Here is a 17754-nt window from a genome sequence, read left to right as displayed (position 1 = left end):
AGGGGATCACTTCATCAGCGGGATCGAGAACTCCGCGCCTTCCTTGACGCCGGACGGCCAGCGCGAGGTCACCGTCTTGGTCTTGGTGTAGAAGCGGACCGAGTCCGGACCGTGCTGGTTGAGATCGCCAAAACCCGACTTCTTCCAGCCGCCAAAGGTGTAATAGGCGATCGGCACCGGGATCGGCACGTTGATGCCGACCATGCCGACATTGACCTTGGCCGCGAAGTCGCGGGCGGCGTCGCCGTCGCGGGTGAAGATCGCAACGCCGTTGCCGTAGTCGTGATCCGACGGCAGCGCCAGCGCCTCCTTGTAGTCGTGCGCACGCACGACCGAGAGCACGGGGCCGAAGATCTCTTCCTTGTAGATCCGCATGTCCTTGGTGACGTTGTCGAACAGCGAGCCGCCGAGATAAAAGCCGTTCTCGTAGCCCTGCATCTTGAAGCCGCGGCCATCGACTGCGAGCGTCGCGCCTTCCTTGATGCCGATGTCGATGTAGCCCTTGACCTTCTCGACCGCCTCGCGCGTGACCAGCGGGCCGTAATCGGCGGACGGATCGATCGAGGTGCCGATCTTGAGGCTCTCGACCCGCGGGATCAGCTTTTCCATGAGACGGTCGGCGGTGGACTTGCCGACGGGGACCGCGACCGAGACCGCCATGCAGCGCTCGCCCGCCGAGCCATAGCCCGCACCGATCAGCGCGTCGACCGCCTGGTCCATGTCGGCATCCGGCATGATGATGGCGTGGTTCTTGGCGCCGCCAAAGCACTGGCAGCGCTTGCCGGTTTGGGCGGCGCGCTCATAGATGTACTGCGCGATCGGCGTGGAGCCGACGAAGCCGACGGCCTTGATATCGGGATCGTCCAGGATGGCGTCGACTGCCTCCTTGTCGCCGTTGACGACGTTGAGGATGCCGGCCGGCAGGCCTGCCTCGATCATGAGCTCGGCGAGCAGCATCGGCACGCCGGGATCGCGCTCGGAGGGCTTGAGGATGAAGGCGTTGCCGCAGGCGATCGCGGGCGCGAACTTCCACATCGGGATCATTGCCGGGAAGTTGAACGGCGTGATACCGGCGACGACACCGAGTGCCTGGCGCATCGAATAGATGTCGATGCCGGGGCCGGCGCCTTCGGTGTATTCGCCCTTCATCAGATGCGGGATGCCGCAGGCGAACTCGGCGACCTCGAGGCCGCGCTGGATGTCGCCCTTGGCGTCCGGCACGGTCTTGCCGTGCTCGCGGGCCAGCAGCTCGGCCAGCTTGTCGTAGTCGCGCTGCACCAGCTCGACGAATCTCATCATGACCCGGGCGCGGCGCTGCGGGTTGGTCGCGGCCCATTCGGGCTGTGCCGCGCGGGCGTTCTCGACGGCGGCGCGGACCTCCGCCTTGGACGCCAGCGCCACCTTGGCCTGGACGTCACCGGTCATCGGCTCGAAAACGTCGGCGGTGCGGCCAGAGGTGCCCTTTACTTCCTTGCCACCGATGAAATGTCCGACTGAACGCATGGAATGATCTCCTTGAGGCCGAGCTTGATCGCTTTGACAAATCCTATCGACCTGCATTTTATAGGATTCAAGTCTGAGATAATGCACCATAGATGTGCGAAAATGCTGGATCAAGGCGCTATCGATTGGGACGACTTTCGCTTCGTGCTGGCCATCGTGCGGGGCGGCTCGGTGTCGGCTGCGGCAAAACAGCTCGGAGTGGACCATGCCACGGTGATCCGCCGCGTCGACCGGCTGGAAAAGCACCTCTCGGCTAAGCTGTTCGACCGGCGCAAGACCGGCTACCTCCTCACCGAGGCCGGCCAGCGCGTCGCCGACAGCGCGGAAGCGATGGAATCGACCATCGTCGCCAACCAGGAGCAGGTCGGCGGCTCCGTGGCGCGTCTGACGGGGACGGTGCGGATCGGCGCGCCCGACGGGTTCGGCACGGCCTTCCTGGCACCGCGGCTGGCCCCCTTCGCCGACCGGTATCCCGATCTCGATCTGCAACTTGTGGCCACCGCGCGGCTGTTCAGTCTCTCCAAGCGCGAGGCCGACATCGCCATCAGCCTGACCATGCCGAAGGAAGGTCGCATCGTCGGCCGCAAGCTGCTCGACTACCGCCTCGGCCTCTACGCCGCACCCGCCTATCTCGACCGCTTCCCTGCGATCACCTCGCGGCAGGATCTGCCGCAGCACCGCTTCGTCGGCTACATCGAAGAGCTCTTGTTCACGCCGGAACTCGATTATCTGCCGCAGGTGTCGCCGCGGATCTCGGCGCGCTTCCGCAGCGCCAATCTGATAGCGCAGCTCAATGCCACGCTCTCGGGCTTTGGCATCGCGGTGCTGCCGCATTTCATGGCGAGCGATTATCCGCAACTCGTTCCGGTGCTGCCCGAGGAGATCTCGATCACGCGGACATTCTGGATGCTGATGCACGCCGACAGCAAGGATCTGGCGCGGATCAGAGCGGTGGCGGATTACATCGGCGAGATCGTCGAGCGCGAACGGGCGCTGTTTGCGGGGCGGTAGCACCGGTCCCGTAGGGTGGGCAAAGGCGCAAAGCGCCGTGCCCACCATCTCTCTTCGATAGCGACGAAGTCGTGGGCACGCTGCGCTTTGCCCACCCTACGGCACCTCGCCTAGGTCTTCGCCTTCTTCACCGCCGCCGCCTTCGGCTCGCGCTTCGTGCCCTCCAGCGCACTGTCCCGGCCTACCTTCAACACCTCGTCGGACAGCTCGCTCGACCCGGCAATGCGGGCCAGCAGCATGGTGCCGGCCATCGTCGCCAGCGTCGCGACCGCCTGCTTGCGTGCGGCCTTGCGCGGCATGCTCGGAATGTTGTCCGCCAGCTGCTCGATCATCTCGTCGAGCTTGCCGGCAAATGCCTTTCGCGCCTTCGGGCTCTCGCGGGCGATCTCGGCACCGAGAGCGGGAATCGAGCAGCCATGGCCGGGATTGTCGCGATGCAGCGCCGACAGGTAGGCCTCCGCGATCATCGCCAGCCGCTTGTCCGGCGAAACCTCGTCGGTGATCTTGCGCCAGTGCTCCATCGAGCGGTCCATCGCATAACCGAACGCCTCGATCACCAGCGCCTCGCGGGAATCGAAATGCGCGTAGAAGCCGCCATGGGTCAGGCCTGCCTCCTTCATGAGGTCGGCGACGCCGATGCCATGGGCGCCCTTTTCGCGCAGCCGCACGGAGGCCTTCCTCACGATGCGGTCGTGGGTTTCCTGCTTGTGTTCCCGGGAGTAGCGCATGCGGTTCTCATTGAATGTCGATGGTCATCTCATAACACGCAAATGACGAAAAGGGTGCATTAATTCATGTTAAGTTGCTTCCGATCATGGAAAACGTTGCAGTTGCGTGCACCGCAAGGGCGCCCTTGCCGTCCCGGACGAAGCCTTCGGTGTAGCTGGTCTGCCGCCCCAGCTTGATCACCCTGCCTTCGGCCGAGATCAGGCCCGAGCGAACCGAGAGCGGACGCAGGAAGGTCATTTTCAGGTCGAGCGTCACGGAGCTCTGCCCGGCTTCCAACCGGGTCGAGATCGCGCATCCCATCGCGGTATCGAGCAGCGCAGCTGCGGTCGCGCCGTGGATCAGTCCGATGGTGTTTTCGAGATCCTCGCGCGGCTCCAGTTCCATGACGATCCGACCCGGCTCGACCACCCCCACATTGAAGCCGATCAGTTTTGCAAAAGGCGGCGGCGGCAGCCGGCCGTCGCGAATGCCCAGCATGGCGTCCATGCCCGACAGGCCCATCGCGACTTTCGCGACCGGCGCCGGCACCTGCCAGTCCACCACGCGCTCGCGCCGCTGCGCGGGCGAAAACAGTTCGAGTTGGTCGGCTTCAGTCATGGGATCCCTTTTGTATGATATATGTCATACTATGCGACGGACTTCGCACTTGCAACTCGCCCCCACCCCCGCTTGACAACAAGGACGTTTCGGCCCGGAAGTGGCACCGACCCGCGCGCCTCGCGCCGGTCCACGAAACCTTCGAGATGCCACGATGGAAATGCTCAACCACCACTGCGGCGTGACGCGCGATACGCGCGGGGTCGTTCATGTCGCGATCTGCAACGCCGGCCCGCTCAATATTCTCGGCTCGCCGGTGACCGACGCCCTGCGCGAAGGCCTGCAGCGGCTTGCATCCGACCGCAGCATCCGCGTCGTGGTGCTGCGCGGCCAGAGCGAGAAGAGCATGATCGGCGGCGCCGACATCAAGGAGATGGCCAAGCTCGAGCAGAAATCGGCGGAGGCTTTCATCAGCCGCCTGCGCGATCTCTGCGAAGCGGTGCGCCAATTCCCGGCACCGGTGATCGCCCGCATGCCCGGCTGGTGCCTCGGCGGCGGCCTCGAAGTGGCGGCCGCCTGCGATTTCCGGATTGCCGCGCATGATGCGCATTTCGGCATGCCGGAGGTACGCGTCGGCATCCCCTCGGTGATCCACGCAGCGCTCTTGCCGCGCCTGATCGGCTGGGCCCGGGCGCGCTGGCTGGTGATGACGGCGGAGAACATCGACGCGCCGACGGCGCTCGCCTGGGGGCTGGTCGACAAGGTGGCACTTGAGGGCGGACTGGATGCCGAGATCGAGCATCTCGTGAACGCACTGCTCGCATGCGGCCCCGAGGCACTGCGGTCGCAGAAGGCGCTGCTTCGGCAATGGGAGGAGCTGCCGCTAACGGAGTCGGTGAATCTGAGTGTCAAGGTGTTCGGCGAGTCGTTCCTCACGGACGAGCCGACGCGGCTGATGCAGGCGTTCGTGAACAGGAAGCGGTAGGCGCGCTGTGATGGGTTAGACTCTCTCCATTTTAAAAGGCGTCATGCCCCGGCTTGACCGGGGCATCCAGTACGCCGCAGCCTCTCGGCTCAATCATAGCGCCCTCTGGAATACTGGATCGCCCGGTCAAGCCGGGCGATGACAGCGGTGTGTGTGGAACGACCAAGCTTCATCCCCACCCGGCCCAACCTCCCTGCCCGTCTCACACGACCAAATCTCATGCGAACCGCAAGATTTTCTCATCCCTGTCGCGGTTGCATTTTTTGCGGCGCATCATATGATGATCATAATCCTACACATCATCGCCAGGGAGTCCCATCATGGCCGAAGCCGCCGATCCCGTCGTCATCGTCTCCGCCGCCCGCACCCCGCTCGGCCGCTTCATGGGCGAGCTCTCGCCTCTTCCCGCGCACAAGCTCGGGTCACACGTGATCGGCGCGGCGCTGGAGCGCGCAAGCCTTGCACCCGAGAAAGTCGACGAGGTCTTCATGGGCTGCGTGCTGCCGGCCGGCCAGGGACAGGCACCCGCGCGGCAGGCGGCGCGCGCGGCCGGGCTGCCCGACGCCACCGGCGCGACCACGGTCAACAAGGTCTGCGGTTCCGGCATGAAGGCAACCATGCTGGCGCACGACATCATTCGCGCCGGCTCGGCCGACATCGTCGTCTCCGGCGGCATGGAGAGCATGAGCAACGCGCCCTATCTCCTCGCCAAGGCGCGCGGCGGCTACCGCGTCGGCCACGACCGCATCATCGACCACATGATGATGGATGGCCTTGAGGACGCCTACGAGACCGGCCGTTCCATGGGCGATTTCGGCGAGGCCACCGCGGAGACGTACCAGTTCACCCGCAAGGACCAGGACGCCTATGCGATGGAGACGCTGAGCCGCGCCCGCAAGGCGGTCGAGGGCGGCGCGTTCAAGGCTGAGATTGCGCCGATCACGCTCGCGGAAAAGGCCGGCCCCCGAATCGTCGCCAATGATGAGCATCCGCTGAAGGTCGATCCGGCCAAGATCCCAGGCCTGAAGCCGGCATTCCGTGCCAACGGCACCATCACGCCGGCCGCCTCCTCCGCCAATGCCGACGGCGCCGCGGCGCTGGTGCTGGCGAAGCGCTCGCTCGCCGATCGGGGCGGCTTGCCCGTTCTCGCGGAGATCAAGGGCCACGCCACCCACAGCCAGGAGCCGCAATGGTTCACCACGGCGCCGATCCCCGCGATCCGCAAGCTGCTCGACAAGGTCGGCTGGGCCGCCTCCGACGTCGATCTGTTCGAGATCAACGAGGCCTTTGCCGTGGTGGCAATGGCGGCACAGCGCGATCTCGGCATTCCCCGAGATAAGCTGAACATCAATGGCGGCGCCTGCGCGCTCGGGCATCCCATCGGCGCCACCGGCGCGCGGCTGATCGTGACCCTGCTGCATGCGCTCGAGGCGAACAACCTCAAGCGCGGTATCGCCGCGCTCTGCATCGGCGGCGGCGAAGCCACGGCGATCGCGGTGGAGCGGCTGGCGCGCTGACGCGCGGGTGTCCGAAATAGAGGGAAGTCTGTCATTTCAGACTTCCCTTCCCCGTGCCAGACTGGAACCATGACGCGAGTCCCACCGGGCTCGCCAAACCACATTGAGGCCCAATGATCTCGAACTGGCTCGCGGCAGCATTGTCCCGCCGCAACATTCATTACGGCTGGGTGATGGTCGGCGTGACCTTCCTCGCCGCGCTGATCAGCGCCGGCACGGTCGGCGCGCCCGGGGTGTTCATCGTTCCGCTTCAAAAGGAGTTCGGCTGGAGCACGGCGCAGATCTCCTCCGCACTGTCGATCCGTTTCATTCTGTTCGGACTGATGGCGCCATTCGCGGCCGCCCTGCTCAACCGCTACGGCCTGCGCAACGTCACGCTGGCGGCACAGCTCATCGTCGTCTCGGCGCTCGTGCTCTCGCTCGGCATGACCGAGGTCTGGCAGCTCGTCGCGCTGTGGGGCGTGGTGATCGGCATCGGCACCGGCATGACCGCGCTGGTGCTCGGCGCAACCATTGCCACGCGCTGGTTCGCGGCACGGCGCGGCCTCGTCGTCGGCATCATGACCGCGAGCGTCGCCACCGGCCAGCTCGTGTTCCTGCCGCTGCTCGCAAGCCTCACCGAACGCTATGGCTGGCGACTCGCGCTCGGCTTCGTCTGCATCATGCTCGCCGTCTCCGCGCTGGCCGTCCTGCTAGCGATGCGCGACCGGCCGAGCGACGTCGGCCTGCGTCCGTTCGGCGACGAGGGCACCGAGCCCCTGCCCGCCCCGCCCGTGAGCCACGGCTCGATCACGGGCGTGGCGCTCGGCACGCTGCGCGACGCCTCGAAGTCGACTGCATTCTGGATCCTGTTTGCGACCTTCTTCGTCTGCGGCGCCTCGACCAATGGCCTCGTCCAGGTGCACCTGATCCCGATGTGCCTCGATTTCGGCATCCCGCAAGTGCAGGCCGCGAGCCTGCTTGCGGCCATGGGCATCTTCGACTTCTTCGGCACCATAATGTCGGGCTGGCTGTCGGACCGCTATGACAATCGCTATCTCCTGTTCTGGTATTACGGCCTGCGCGGGCTCTCGCTGATCTTCCTTCCCTTCAGCGACTTCTCGTTCTACGGCCTGTCAATCTTCGCGATGTTCTACGGTCTCGACTGGATCGCAACCGTACCGCCGACGGTGCGCCTCACCGCGCAAAAGTTCGGGCCCGAGCGCGCCAATCTGGTGTTCGGCTGGATCTTTGCGGGCCACCAGCTCGGCGCCGGGACCGCCGCCTTCGGCGCTGGTCTCTCGCGGACGGTCTATGAGAGCTACCTGCCCGCGTTCTTCATCGCCGGCGCGCTCTGCGTGTTCGCCTCGCTGATCGTGCTGGCGCTGTCGCGGCAGCCAAAACTACAGCCGGCGGCGGCCTCGGCCTAGTACCGGAGCGTGGAGGTGACGCCGAACACCGCGGCGTCACCGATCCGCGAAACGCCGCTGGGATCGTTCGGGTTCTGAATTCCGCCCGAGGGGCGGAACACATATTGGAAATATGGCGCGATCAACCAGCCCGGCTTGACGTGCGCCTCGTAGATCATCTCGATCAGCGTCTCGTTGCTGCGCACCGGACTGCGGATGCCGGTGAAGGCCTGCGTATCGACGTCGAGATTGCGCGCAGTGTTAGAGATCCGCATGTAGGCCATCGCCACGCCGAAGCGGTCGAGCGGACGGCCCGGCGTGAAGCCGACGAAGCCGATACCGCCGTCCATATAGAGATCGATCAGATTGCGGTCCGGCGGGCTGTAGGCGATGCGGCCGAACGCGGTGATGCCGGGGAGCGAGGCCGACGTGCTGGTCTCGGTAACCTCAGGCGGGCGATAGAGCACCTGCTCGATCACGGCGAAGATGCCGTAATTGCCTTTGAGCCTTGCAGGAATACCGCTGCCGCCGGGATCGGCGATCGACATCCCCTCCGCCGTCAAGCGCTGGCTGTCGAACGAGCCGTAATGCTTCCACGCGCCCGGCGTGAAATTGCCGGCGAGCGGGCGGCCGCCGATATCGATGGCGTAGTTGAAGCGAACCTGCCCGATCACCCACGGCGGATCGTTGATGCGGAATGCCAGGCCATGATGATCGCGCAGTTGCGGATCGACATCGCCGGGCCCTGACGGATCGCCGTTGAACACCGCACCATACGCGGTGATCTTGTCGGTTAGCGCAGCCTTGATGCGAATGCCGGGTACGGCGATCGGCGGCGCCGGGCCGCCGGCCGGAAGGTTGCTGGCCTTGATCGCGGGCCAGCCGAAGGTGCCGTTGACGAAGAGGTCGTCGGTCTGGCTGTCGAAGAACTCGACATCGGCGGCCTGCTGGCCGGCCCGGATGTTCAGGCGGTCATTGAAAAAGCTCTGCTCGAAATAGGCATTGTAGAGCCGCTGATCCGGCAGCGCCTCGATCTCGCTGATGGTGGCGAGGTTCATCACGTAGTTGCGGGAAAGGCCCTGGCCGTAGATGATGAAGGCATTGGCGTAAAAGCGGCCACCGGTCCAGCCGACCAGCTTGCCGAGGTCGGCATCGACCGACAGATCGAGCCGGCCGAAATGGATGGCGCCGCGCTTCACGCCGCCGGCGGCATTGGCGATATTGTCTGCGATATAGGTGGCGCCGAAATTCAGGCCCTTGCCGGCAAGGCCGTCATGCCACGCGTTGAACCATTTCGGAAACAGCCATGCGGCCGCGCTCTCGTCCTTGGCGCCGGCGCGCGCGCTCGTCGCCGTGCAGGCCATCGCAATCGCGGCCGCTACGGATATTTGGGTCGCCCAACTCACGATCGACACACGCTACTTGAAGATACCGGTGCGCCTCATGAAGAGATAGGCCGCAGCAACCGAGGAGGCCATCAGCACCGCTGCCCAGATGAATCCGCTCTCGACGTCGGTCAACGGCAGGCCCTTGGTGTTCATGCCGAAGATGCCGGTGATCAGCGTCGGCGGCAGCAACAGCGAGGTCACGATCGAGAGGGTGTGGAGATGGCGATTGCTCTCCTCCTCGTTCTTGAACCGCAGCTCCTCCTCGAGCAGGCGGCTGCGTTCGCGCAGCTCGACGATGTCGTGATCGAGGCCATCGAGCCGCTGCGCGAGCTTGCCGGCCTGGATCCGCAACGCCGGCGACAAATGATCGGTGTTCTTCTGATCGAGACGGTGAAACAGCGTGCGCAATCCCGTGAGCTGCCGATGCAGCCGCACGCAGGTGCGGCGCAGACGGCCGAGGTTGCGGCGCATCTCGGGCCTGGCGTCATCGGCGAGGATGCGCTCCTCGATATCGTCGATCTCCTGGCCGAGCTTGTCGGCCATCGGGTCCAGCGTGTCGGCGACCTCGTCGACGATCTTTTCGAGCAGATGGGCGACGTTGTCGACGCGGTAGCCGCCTTCGAGCACCCGCCGCGTGGCGTCCGCCGAGCACAGCGCCTGGTGGCGACCGGAGACCAGCAGCCGCTCGGTCATGGCGAAGCGCAGGAACGCGGTCTCCTCCGTTGCGCTGTCGATCTCGCGCACGAGATCGGAGAATACGCCGTAGACGCAGTGGTCGATGACGTGAAGCTGCTGGAAGGTGTCGCTCGACAGCAGCAGCTCGCGCGCCAGCGGCGGCAGCTGCGACGCTCCGATCCAGGGCCGTGCCCGCGCGTCAGTCAGGTTGAAATGCAGCCAGAGCCGGCCGTCATGGCTGAACTCGATCGGCTGGTCGATCGGCAGTGCCTCGGCACTGCCGTCGCTGTGCAGGCGAAAGGCCCAGACCAGGCCGGGAATGGCGGGATCAGTGCTCGATAAGGCGCTGACAAGCTTTGCCGGCTCAGCCATGGCCAACCCCAACCATCAACAACTGCCCCATTCCGGACGATGGCTGACGGCATCTTCCGGACCCAGACGGGTACTCAATTACGCCAGTGTTACAGTTTGATGATGCCGCCCTATTCCGCCGCCAGCCCGGTCGCGGCCGCCTCGGCTTGCCTGATGTAGTCGTGCACGACGCGGCCGAACGGCAGCGTCAGATCGGCGATGTAGTGATGCGCGCCGAGGCAGCGGCGCACCGGGAAATCCGCGACCGGCGCGTTGACATGCGGCACCAGATGCAGCCGGCCCGGCCCCATCCAGGAGCCCTTCGGCACGATGTCGACGAGATTGATCGCGACCAGCTGGCAGACCTCGAGACGGCCGTCGACGCCCGGGATCATCTTCAGATTGATCTGCGTCTTCGACAGCGTGGCGCGCGTGAGATCGCCGTTGCCGGCCATGCTCTCGTGCTTGTAGCCCATGGTGCCCATGGCGACGAGCTGGCCGGCATATTCCAGCGTGCCCGTCAGCGTGTCCTTGACGATCTCGAGCTTGGGATGTGCGTACTTCTTGGGAAAGCCCCAGATCTCGCGGCCGGCGGCGATCGGCGGATCGTCGTCCAGATACATCTGCGAGACGAAGTTGACGTCCTCGCCGTTGAGGCGCGCGGGGATGACGAGGCCGGATTCGGTGTAGCTGCCGAAGCCGGAGGAGTCAGGCATTTTGATCCATTCGTAATGCACGATCGGCTGGTCGATCGGCTGCAGCGGCTCGGGCAGGCCGGCGCGGATCAGCTCCGGATCGGTCTCGTAGGTGATGACAAGGAATTCGCGGTTGACGAACCGATACGGCCCGGCCGGATAGCTCGGCCCCGCCGCCGGCATTGACGGAAGTCTCAGCACGTCTTCGCTACGCATCGCAGGTCTCCTGTGATCCTGATCGGCGGCAATTGCTAGCGATCCTCATTGACTGCGATGTGAAGCTTTTCCGTCATCCGCACGACCCCTGCCGTTGCAGCGTGGTCGGTCTGCGTTGCCGGCGCTGCATCGGTGCCGCCTTGTCATCACGCCGTCACCACGGGACGCAATCGTCTGGCGCAAGCAGGAGGCATCGCCATGGACGCCCGCACGTCGCAACCGACATATCAGACACATCAGGCGCCCTCGCGGGGCTGGCGGCCCGAGCGCTGCGATCGCGTCGCGCTGGTGCTGCAGGGCGGCGGCGCGCTCGGCGCCTACCAGGCCGGCGTCTATCAGGCGCTGCACGAGGCGGGCATCGAGCCCGACTGGGTCTGCGGCGTCTCGATCGGCGCGATCAACTCCGCCATCATCGCCGGCAACAAGCCGGAGAAGCGGCTCGAGGCGCTGCGCATCTTCTGGGAGCGCATCACCAACCGCAAGATCTGGCACTACACCCCTGACGGCGACGTCTTCCGCCAGTGGCGCAATCTCACGAGCGCCTGGATGACCTCGGCGATGGGCCAGCCCGGCTTCTTCACCCCGCACCAGGTCAATCCCTGGTTCAGTCCGGTCGGCGCGCGCACCGCGACCAGCTATTACGACACGATGCCGCTGAAGGAGAGCTTGCTCGAGCTGATCGACTTCGATCTCATCAACGAGAAAAGGGTTCGCTTCGCGGTCGGCGCAGTCAACGTGCTCTCGGGCAATTTCATCTATTTCGACAATTCCCATGACGAGATCGAGCCGGAGCACATCATGGCCTCCGGCGCCCTGCCCCCGGCGCTGCCGATGGTGCGGATCGGCACCGATCATTTCTGGGACGGCGGCATCGTCTCCAACACACCGCTGCAGCATCTGCTCGACCAGGAGGATGCGCTCAACTCGCTGGTGTTCCAGGTCGACCTGTTCAGCGCGCGCGGCGTGCTGCCGCGCTCGATCCAGGACGTGATGGCCCGCCACAAGGACATCATGTATTCCTCGCGCACGCGCCACAACACGGACGTCTATCGCCGCACCCACAATCTCAAGGTCCTGCTCCACAAGGCGCTGGCGAAGCTGCCGGACGAGCAGCTGTCCGACGAGGAGCGCAAGCTGAAGGCGAGCCTGTGCCACATGCCGGAGATCGCGATCCTGCATCTGATCTACCAGCAGAAGGCCTATGAGGGCGACGCCAAGGACCACGAATTCTCGGGCACCTCGATGCGAGAGCACTGGACCAGCGGCTATGAGGACACCAAGCGCACCCTGAAGCGCCGCGACTGGATCAAGATGCCGGAGGAAGGCATGGGCCTCGTCGTGCACGACGTGCACCGGGAGACCGAGAGCGCGTAGGAGAGCTCGTGTCCCGGACGCGCTGCAATGCGTAGCATTGCTGCGCAGAGCCGGGACCCAGACACTGCGCGATCCGTCGCAACATAGGCCCCGGCTCTGCAGCCGCATCGTCGTTCTGGACGATGCTTTGCATCGCCAGGGGGACGCCGCGCTACGTCCGGGGCACGAGACTGCCCATAAAACATGATCCATTCAGAAGACACACTGTCGCATTCTCGCGGCTCATTTCGCCCGAGCTTTGACTCTCTTCGTTGCCCTTCTTGTTCAGAAAGGGCGCAGGGAAGGCCGGGCGCCGGCTGGCACCCGCGGTCCCGTGTGCGAACAAGACGCGCACGGGGTGGACTACAGGTGTAGCCGGACGACCGGCCTTCCCTGCGCGAATGGCTTTACGGCTTATGTCGCGCTCTCCCCGGGGAGCGATGCACTATTGCCCCCGTCGCCTTGCAGATGACTGATGTACGAACCCGGTTGGGCCGCAACATCACCGCAACACTTGACGCACAGACCCCGGGCGTCAGGACCACACGATTTTGCCGTCCGCGCACATCCCCGTTCCTGTCCCCGATGGCTTGCGTGCGCTCACCATCGAGGCCGAACCGAGGACGCCGTCAGCGCCGTGTCGTATCGCGCGTGCTGCTGCTCACGGGATTCCCGCCCTGCAGCCAGCCCAGCGCGCCGACGCCGTCGCGGCCACCGCCTCCCGGCCCGCGTCTCGTGACGATCGCGAAACGCCCCTTGTGGCGGGCGGGATGGGCCATTGATACGACATATCCGAAATTCGGTAAATAGGAATGTTTTTGCGTCGAGGGATTGACAGGGTGTTTTGCCCGACGGGCGGCGGGCGCGCGCCTGGTCAAGCGTTCGAGCCGCGACATGGAGTGCTCGTCAGGTCAATTGCCCGTCAATCTCCACTGCGCAGCTTCGTCAATGGGGCTGACGGTAATTCTCCGGAATTGCCGTTGCGTCTTCCCCGGTCTGGGATGGGCCATTCAATGCATCCACTTCGAGACAAGACGACTGCCCCTGTATCTGTATCGTACATTGAGTCTGGAGATGATCATGCGCAACATTGCATCGGCGATTGCAATCGTGATCTCGTTGAGCGCGCCGGCTTTGGCCCAGAAGGCCGAGATCGAAGCAAACAATGCGAAATGGATAGAGATGTTCAACAAGGGAGATTTTTCCGGGATTGCGTCCCTCTACAGTGCCGATGCGACCGCGCTCCCGCCCGGCTCCGCGATGGTGCAGGGCCGACCAGCCATCGAGGTCATGTGGAAAAGCATGGCTGAACAAGTGAGCGATCCGAAGCTCACAACGGTGGATGTCAAGTCACTCGGTTCTTCCGCGGCCCGTGAGATCGGCACGTTCGTCCTGAAGACCAAGGGATCGACACCGCAGGAAGTGACCGGAAAGTATGTCGTCGTCTGGGAGAAGGTCGGAAACGACTGGAAGCTCGCCACCGACATCTGGAACGACGGCAAGTAGCCGTCTTACCTCCAAGCCAGCGCTTGGGCAGGAAGCAGGAGCAATCAAACCGACACGCGTGTTCATTCGCCGTTGTCATTCGATACGCAGGCGCTATCGTGCGCATGCGGCGCAGCCGCGACATTCATCCGATAATTCTAGTCATGGGAGAATCGCATGAAATTCATAACCACCTGGAGCGTACCTCAAGGCACCTTCAATGCAGCCGTCGCCCGCTTTCTCGAGACCGGTGGCGCACCACCCGAGGGCGTCAAGATGCTGGGTCGCTGGCATGGCATGAACGGACAGGGATTTGCGATCTCTGAATCGAGTGATCCAAAAGCCATGTATCGTTGGCTCGCGCAATGGTCTGACCTGCTCCCGTTGACCGTCACGCCCTGCCTTGAGGACGGAGACGCGGGCGAGGTGATGGCGTCGCTCCCCAAGCGTTGATCATCAATACTCACGTCGCTGCCGCCGCTGAAACCGGCGGTGGTGACGTGCTCGACCGTGGTGATGTCGCCGCTAAAGCGCGATGCGATTAGGATGAATCGTCATCGCGCTTTAGGTTGTTGTTTGAGCATGATCTTTTCGGAAAACCGCTGCGCACTTTTCCGGCTCTGCTTTAGCGCTCAGACAGGGGCCGAATCTCCCGTCGCTCGAGCGGTCGATTGGCGCGCGGCCGTTCGTGCTGGCCCAGCCAGATCATGAGGAGAACCAGCGCGCCAGCGAGACCGCTGATACCATCATTGGGCACTTGCGCCATCATCGTCCTCAACCTGCAGAATGGTCTCCGACAGCAGGGCGGCTGCCTTTTGAAGCGGCGCGATGAACCGATCCAGTTCGACGAAGCTCACGCGCGCCACCGGCACCGAGACGCCCAGGCAAGCGATCAATTCTCGATCGGGTGACAGAATGGGGACGGCGCACCCCACAACGCCCTTGACGTATTCTTCGTTTGTCTTGGCCCAGCCCTTCTGCCGCGTGTCCTCGAGGGTCTTCATCAGTCCGTGGACATCGACGATCGTCGTGTCCGTGTATCTGGTCAGAGGGAGCGCGCGGCACAAATTCGCCCTCGTCCGCTCAGGCAGTCTGCTCATGTAGATCTTTCCGGTCGACGTGCAGTGTAGCGGCGCCGCTTCTCCCGGATTGAACTGAAGGCCTTGCGGCTCCGAAACGCGAACGCTGTCGACATAGGCAACGACATTGTCGCGGACGACGCCAATCTCGCACTGTTCGCCGATCTCTCCCGCAACCGCCCGAAGCACCGCGTGCCGTCGCGCGGTGCGGAAGGCCGCTCCGATGACGGTCGCGGACAGTGTGACGAGCTGGTTTCCGACAACGTAACGCTTGGTCCCCAACGCCTTTTGAAGCAGTCCGCGGTCCTCGAGATTTCCGATCAACCTGTGCGCCGTCGGCAGCGGCAGCGAGAGAGCCTTTGCGATCTCTGCCGCCGAGACGGCTTTGCGTTGGTCGGCAACGTGCCGAACGATCGCGAAGGCACGATCCAATGGCCCGTCCTTCTGAATGCGCTTCGTCATTCTCCCCTCCCGGCCAAATTCGCTTGCGAGATCAAGATCAACGCCATATATTATCATTTTTCGGAATAAAACATATTGAAAAACGAAAAATATGTTTGTCGAAACTCCTAAAGCTCATATTCTCGGCGCGGCCGGTGACTGACCAGAAATTGTGCAACGCAGTCTCGCCGTTCCCAGAATCTCGCTCCGCCGCTTGGTCGAGAGCCAAGTCGCTGGCGGGGCGCCAACAGGAGATGTGCATGTCTCGTCACTACGACGTGGACGCCGTGAGGAAGGAATTCCCCGCTGTCGAGCGGATGGTCTATCTGGACTCCGGGTTTCAAACCCCGCTTGCACGCCCGGTGAAGGCCGCGATCGAACTCTTCCTTCGCGAGGGCTTCGAGACGGCCGGACCGAAGAGCGTCTGGCTCGACCGGGTGGAGCAGACCCGCGCCAAGGTCGCTCGCTTTCTCGGCGTGACGGCGGATGAAATCGCCTTCACGAAAAACACGTCGGAAAGCATGAACGTCGCGGCAAACGCACTGCCGCTTCGGGCCGGTGACAATGTCCTGATGATCCACGGCGATCATCCGAACAACGCCTACGCATTCCTCCATCTGCAACGGAAGGGCGTCGAGGTCCGCTTCATCCCGATGACTGACGTCGTCGATGCCGACAGCTTTGCGCCTTTCATCGACGAGAACACGCGTGCGATCTCGATGTCGCACGTGACCTTCCACGCCGGTCACCGCTTTGACATCGAGAGCGTTGGCGCGATGTGCAGCAGGAAGAAGGTCTATTTCGTGGTGGACGTGATGCAGGCAATCGGCGTGGTGCCGATCAACGCGGCGGCGATTGGCGCCAGCTTCATCGGCTCCGGCAGCCATAAGGGATTGCTGGTTCCGCAAGGACTCGGGCTTCTCTATTGGGACAAGACGCTCAAAGAGCTGGAGCCGGCCTATCTGGCGGCCGCGAGCCTCGCCGAGGTCCCTGATGATCTCATCGCGCGTACCGACAGAATGGCGCCCTCGCCCGCCGCCAAGCGCTTTGAGCTCGGCAACTTCAATCTGCCCGCGGTCCATGCGCTGAGTGCTTCGCTCGACATGATCGAGCAGATCGGGGTCCAGAACATCCAGAACCACTGCTTCGACCTCGGCGATCACCTGATCACGCGCCTGGACGAGCTGGGCGTCCGTCTCGTTGGCCCGCGCGAGCGCAAGCATCGCGCTCCGCACATCTACGTCATCGCCCTGCCGGCATCGGACTGGCTTGGCCATTTCGAGGAGAACGGTGTGCGCGTGTCGCCCGAACGGGATGGCATTCGCGTCTCACTCGGCATGTTCAACACCGCCACCGACATCGATCGCCTGATCGACGTCATCCGCCGGCGAGGGCTCGGACGCCCGTCCGCCGCAGCTTGACCTCGAGAACCGATGGGAAGGGAAAAACCATGAAGACGCTTGTTCAGATGCTCGGACGCCTCTCAGGACTCCTGGCCGTACTCCTGGCCGCCAGCCCAAGTCCCTCCGCGGCAGCCGACAGCCCGACGCTCGATAAGATCAAATCCAGCGGCGCAATCGCAGTCGGCCACCGCGAGGCTTCCATACCGTTCTCGTACCTCGGGCCCGATCAGAAGCCCATCGGCTTCTCGCTCGATCTCTGCGCGGCGATCGTCGATCGCATCAAGGAGGAGCTGAAGTTGCCCAACCTCAAAGTCAACTACACGCCAGTGAACTCCTCAAACCGGATTCCGCTGATCCAGAGCGGGACCGTCGACATCGAGTGCGGCGGCACCGCGAACGACAAGAAGCGGCAGGAACAAGTCTCGTTTTCGGTCGCGACGTTCGTCAGCCAACCGCGATGGCTCGTCAAGGCCACCAGCGGCGTGAAGACCGCCGGCGACCTGAAAGGCAAGACGATTGTCGTCACCCAAGGCTCCAACGCAGTCGGTTTCGCGCAGAGCGTCAACGCCAGGGAGCAACTCGGCCTCAACATCGTCCAGGCCAAGGACCATGCGGAATCCTTCCTGATGTTGAACACCGGCCGTGCGGCCGCCTTCATGGAGGACGATATCCTCCTCGCCGGGCTCAAGGCTGCCGCGCCAAATCCGGACGCGCTCCTGTTCCTTCCCGAGGGCTACGCAAAGATCTACTATGGATTGATGTTCACGAAGGGTGATGCCGGCTTCAAGGGCCTCGTCGACGACGTCCTCTCCAAGCAAATGGCATCCGGCCAGTTCGAGAAGACCTACGCGAAATGGTTCACCAAGCCGATTCCGCCCAAGGGTGAGAACCTCGCATTCCCGCTCACGGACGAGTTGATGGCGCGGATCGCGCATCCCAGCGATGCTGTCGACTGATTGACGGAGCTGACCGTCCCGCACGGAAATCCTCGTTCGCAC

General features: G+C 63.9%; 17 protein-coding genes. 9 read left to right on the top strand and 8 right to left on the bottom strand.

Annotated elements, in window-relative coordinates; all coding sequences use genetic code 11:
* Nucleotides 1-6: 6 nt before the first annotated feature.
* Nucleotides 7-1503, bottom strand: coding sequence for a CoA-acylating methylmalonate-semialdehyde dehydrogenase (locus GGD62_RS00520; RefSeq protein ID WP_018319880.1), 1497 nt, complete (start codon nucleotides 1501-1503; stop codon nucleotides 7-9).
* Nucleotides 1504-1605: 102 nt separating this feature from the next.
* Here GGD62_RS00520 and GGD62_RS00515 point away from each other — a divergent pair, with 102 nt between their 5' ends.
* Nucleotides 1606-2514 (top strand): LysR family transcriptional regulator, encoded by a 909-nt coding sequence (locus GGD62_RS00515; protein ID WP_018319879.1) that lies wholly within the window; start codon nucleotides 1606-1608, stop codon nucleotides 2512-2514.
* A 110-nt stretch (nucleotides 2515-2624) separates the two neighbouring features.
* On the opposite strand, the gene GGD62_RS00510 is transcribed toward GGD62_RS00515, so the two are convergent.
* Together GGD62_RS00510 and GGD62_RS00505 are read right to left on the bottom strand one after the other, a co-directional pair.
* Nucleotides 2625-3242, bottom strand: a complete 618-nt coding sequence (locus GGD62_RS00510; RefSeq protein WP_183706793.1) for a TetR/AcrR family transcriptional regulator — start codon at nucleotides 3240-3242, stop codon at nucleotides 2625-2627.
* Nucleotides 3243-3306: 64 nt separating this feature from the next.
* The gene (locus tag GGD62_RS00505) at nucleotides 3307-3840 is read right to left on the bottom strand and encodes a PaaI family thioesterase (RefSeq protein WP_018319877.1); all 534 of its coding nucleotides are present in this window, start codon (nucleotides 3838-3840) and stop codon (nucleotides 3307-3309) included.
* A gap of 154 nt (nucleotides 3841-3994) precedes the next feature.
* Here GGD62_RS00505 and GGD62_RS00500 point away from each other — a divergent pair, with 154 nt between their 5' ends.
* From GGD62_RS00500 to GGD62_RS00490, 3 genes are all read left to right on the top strand, one after another.
* A complete protein-coding gene (locus tag GGD62_RS00500) occupies nucleotides 3995-4765 on the top strand; it encodes an enoyl-CoA hydratase (protein WP_183237234.1) in 771 nt (256 codons plus the stop codon).
* 320 nt (nucleotides 4766-5085) lie between these two features.
* Nucleotides 5086-6282, top strand: coding sequence for an acetyl-CoA C-acyltransferase (locus tag GGD62_RS00495; protein WP_183706792.1), 1197 nt, complete (start codon nucleotides 5086-5088; stop codon nucleotides 6280-6282).
* A 113-nt stretch (nucleotides 6283-6395) separates the two neighbouring features.
* Nucleotides 6396-7691 (top strand): MFS transporter, encoded by a 1296-nt coding sequence (locus GGD62_RS00490; RefSeq protein WP_092252663.1) that lies wholly within the window; start codon nucleotides 6396-6398, stop codon nucleotides 7689-7691.
* On the opposite strand, the gene GGD62_RS00485 is transcribed toward GGD62_RS00490, so the two are convergent.
* From GGD62_RS00485 to GGD62_RS00475, 3 genes are all read right to left on the bottom strand, one after another.
* A complete protein-coding gene (locus GGD62_RS00485; RefSeq protein WP_183707550.1) occupies nucleotides 7688-9034 on the bottom strand; it encodes a carbohydrate porin in 1347 nt (448 codons plus the stop codon). The two genes, GGD62_RS00490 and GGD62_RS00485, sit on opposite strands and share 4 nt — an antisense overlap.
* Before the next feature lie 54 nt (nucleotides 9035-9088).
* Nucleotides 9089-10105, bottom strand: coding sequence for a transporter (locus GGD62_RS00480; protein ID WP_183706791.1), 1017 nt, complete (start codon nucleotides 10103-10105; stop codon nucleotides 9089-9091).
* 110 nt (nucleotides 10106-10215) lie between these two features.
* Nucleotides 10216-10995 carry an acetoacetate decarboxylase gene (locus tag GGD62_RS00475; RefSeq protein WP_018319871.1) on the bottom strand — a complete coding sequence of 260 codons (780 nt, stop codon included), beginning with the start codon at nucleotides 10993-10995 and terminating at the stop codon, nucleotides 10216-10218.
* Nucleotides 10996-11193: 198 nt separating this feature from the next.
* On the opposite strand from GGD62_RS00475, the gene GGD62_RS00470 reads away from it, so the two are divergent.
* Entirely contained in the window at nucleotides 11194-12369 is a 1176-nt protein-coding gene (locus tag GGD62_RS00470) for a patatin-like phospholipase family protein (RefSeq protein WP_183237237.1), read from the top strand.
* A gap of 608 nt (nucleotides 12370-12977) precedes the next feature.
* Here the strand turns inward: GGD62_RS00470 and GGD62_RS00465 are convergent.
* The gene (locus GGD62_RS00465; protein ID WP_157644352.1) at nucleotides 12978-13244 is read right to left on the bottom strand and encodes a hypothetical protein; all 267 of its coding nucleotides are present in this window, start codon (nucleotides 13242-13244) and stop codon (nucleotides 12978-12980) included.
* A 184-nt stretch (nucleotides 13245-13428) separates the two neighbouring features.
* On the opposite strand from GGD62_RS00465, the gene GGD62_RS00460 reads away from it, so the two are divergent.
* Together GGD62_RS00460 and GGD62_RS00455 are read left to right on the top strand one after the other, a co-directional pair.
* Nucleotides 13429-13854 carry a DUF4440 domain-containing protein gene (locus tag GGD62_RS00460; protein ID WP_246799964.1) on the top strand — a complete coding sequence of 142 codons (426 nt, stop codon included), beginning with the start codon at nucleotides 13429-13431 and terminating at the stop codon, nucleotides 13852-13854.
* Between the two features lie 156 nt (nucleotides 13855-14010).
* On the top strand, nucleotides 14011-14286 hold the full coding sequence (locus tag GGD62_RS00455) for a DUF3303 domain-containing protein (RefSeq protein ID WP_018319867.1): 276 nt from the start codon (nucleotides 14011-14013) through the stop codon (nucleotides 14284-14286).
* A 293-nt stretch (nucleotides 14287-14579) separates the two neighbouring features.
* Here GGD62_RS00455 and GGD62_RS00450 read toward each other — a convergent pair whose 3' ends face one another.
* Nucleotides 14580-15374 (bottom strand): IclR family transcriptional regulator, encoded by a 795-nt coding sequence (locus GGD62_RS00450; protein ID WP_183237239.1) that lies wholly within the window; start codon nucleotides 15372-15374, stop codon nucleotides 14580-14582.
* Between the two features lie 239 nt (nucleotides 15375-15613).
* Between GGD62_RS00450 and GGD62_RS00445 the strand changes: the two genes are divergently transcribed.
* A complete protein-coding gene (locus tag GGD62_RS00445) occupies nucleotides 15614-16774 on the top strand; it encodes an aminotransferase class V-fold PLP-dependent enzyme (RefSeq protein ID WP_183706789.1) in 1161 nt (386 codons plus the stop codon).
* Between the two features lie 29 nt (nucleotides 16775-16803).
* The gene (locus GGD62_RS00440; protein ID WP_183706788.1) at nucleotides 16804-17712 is read left to right on the top strand and encodes an amino acid ABC transporter substrate-binding protein; all 909 of its coding nucleotides are present in this window, start codon (nucleotides 16804-16806) and stop codon (nucleotides 17710-17712) included.
* Nucleotides 17713-17754 lie beyond the last annotated feature (42 nt).

Source organism: Bradyrhizobium sp. ERR14, assembly GCF_014198235.1.
Lineage (GTDB): Bacteria > Pseudomonadota > Alphaproteobacteria > Rhizobiales > Xanthobacteraceae > Bradyrhizobium.
Note: the sequence above shows the minus strand (reverse complement) of the source record. Positions and strands in the feature narration are given on the sequence as shown.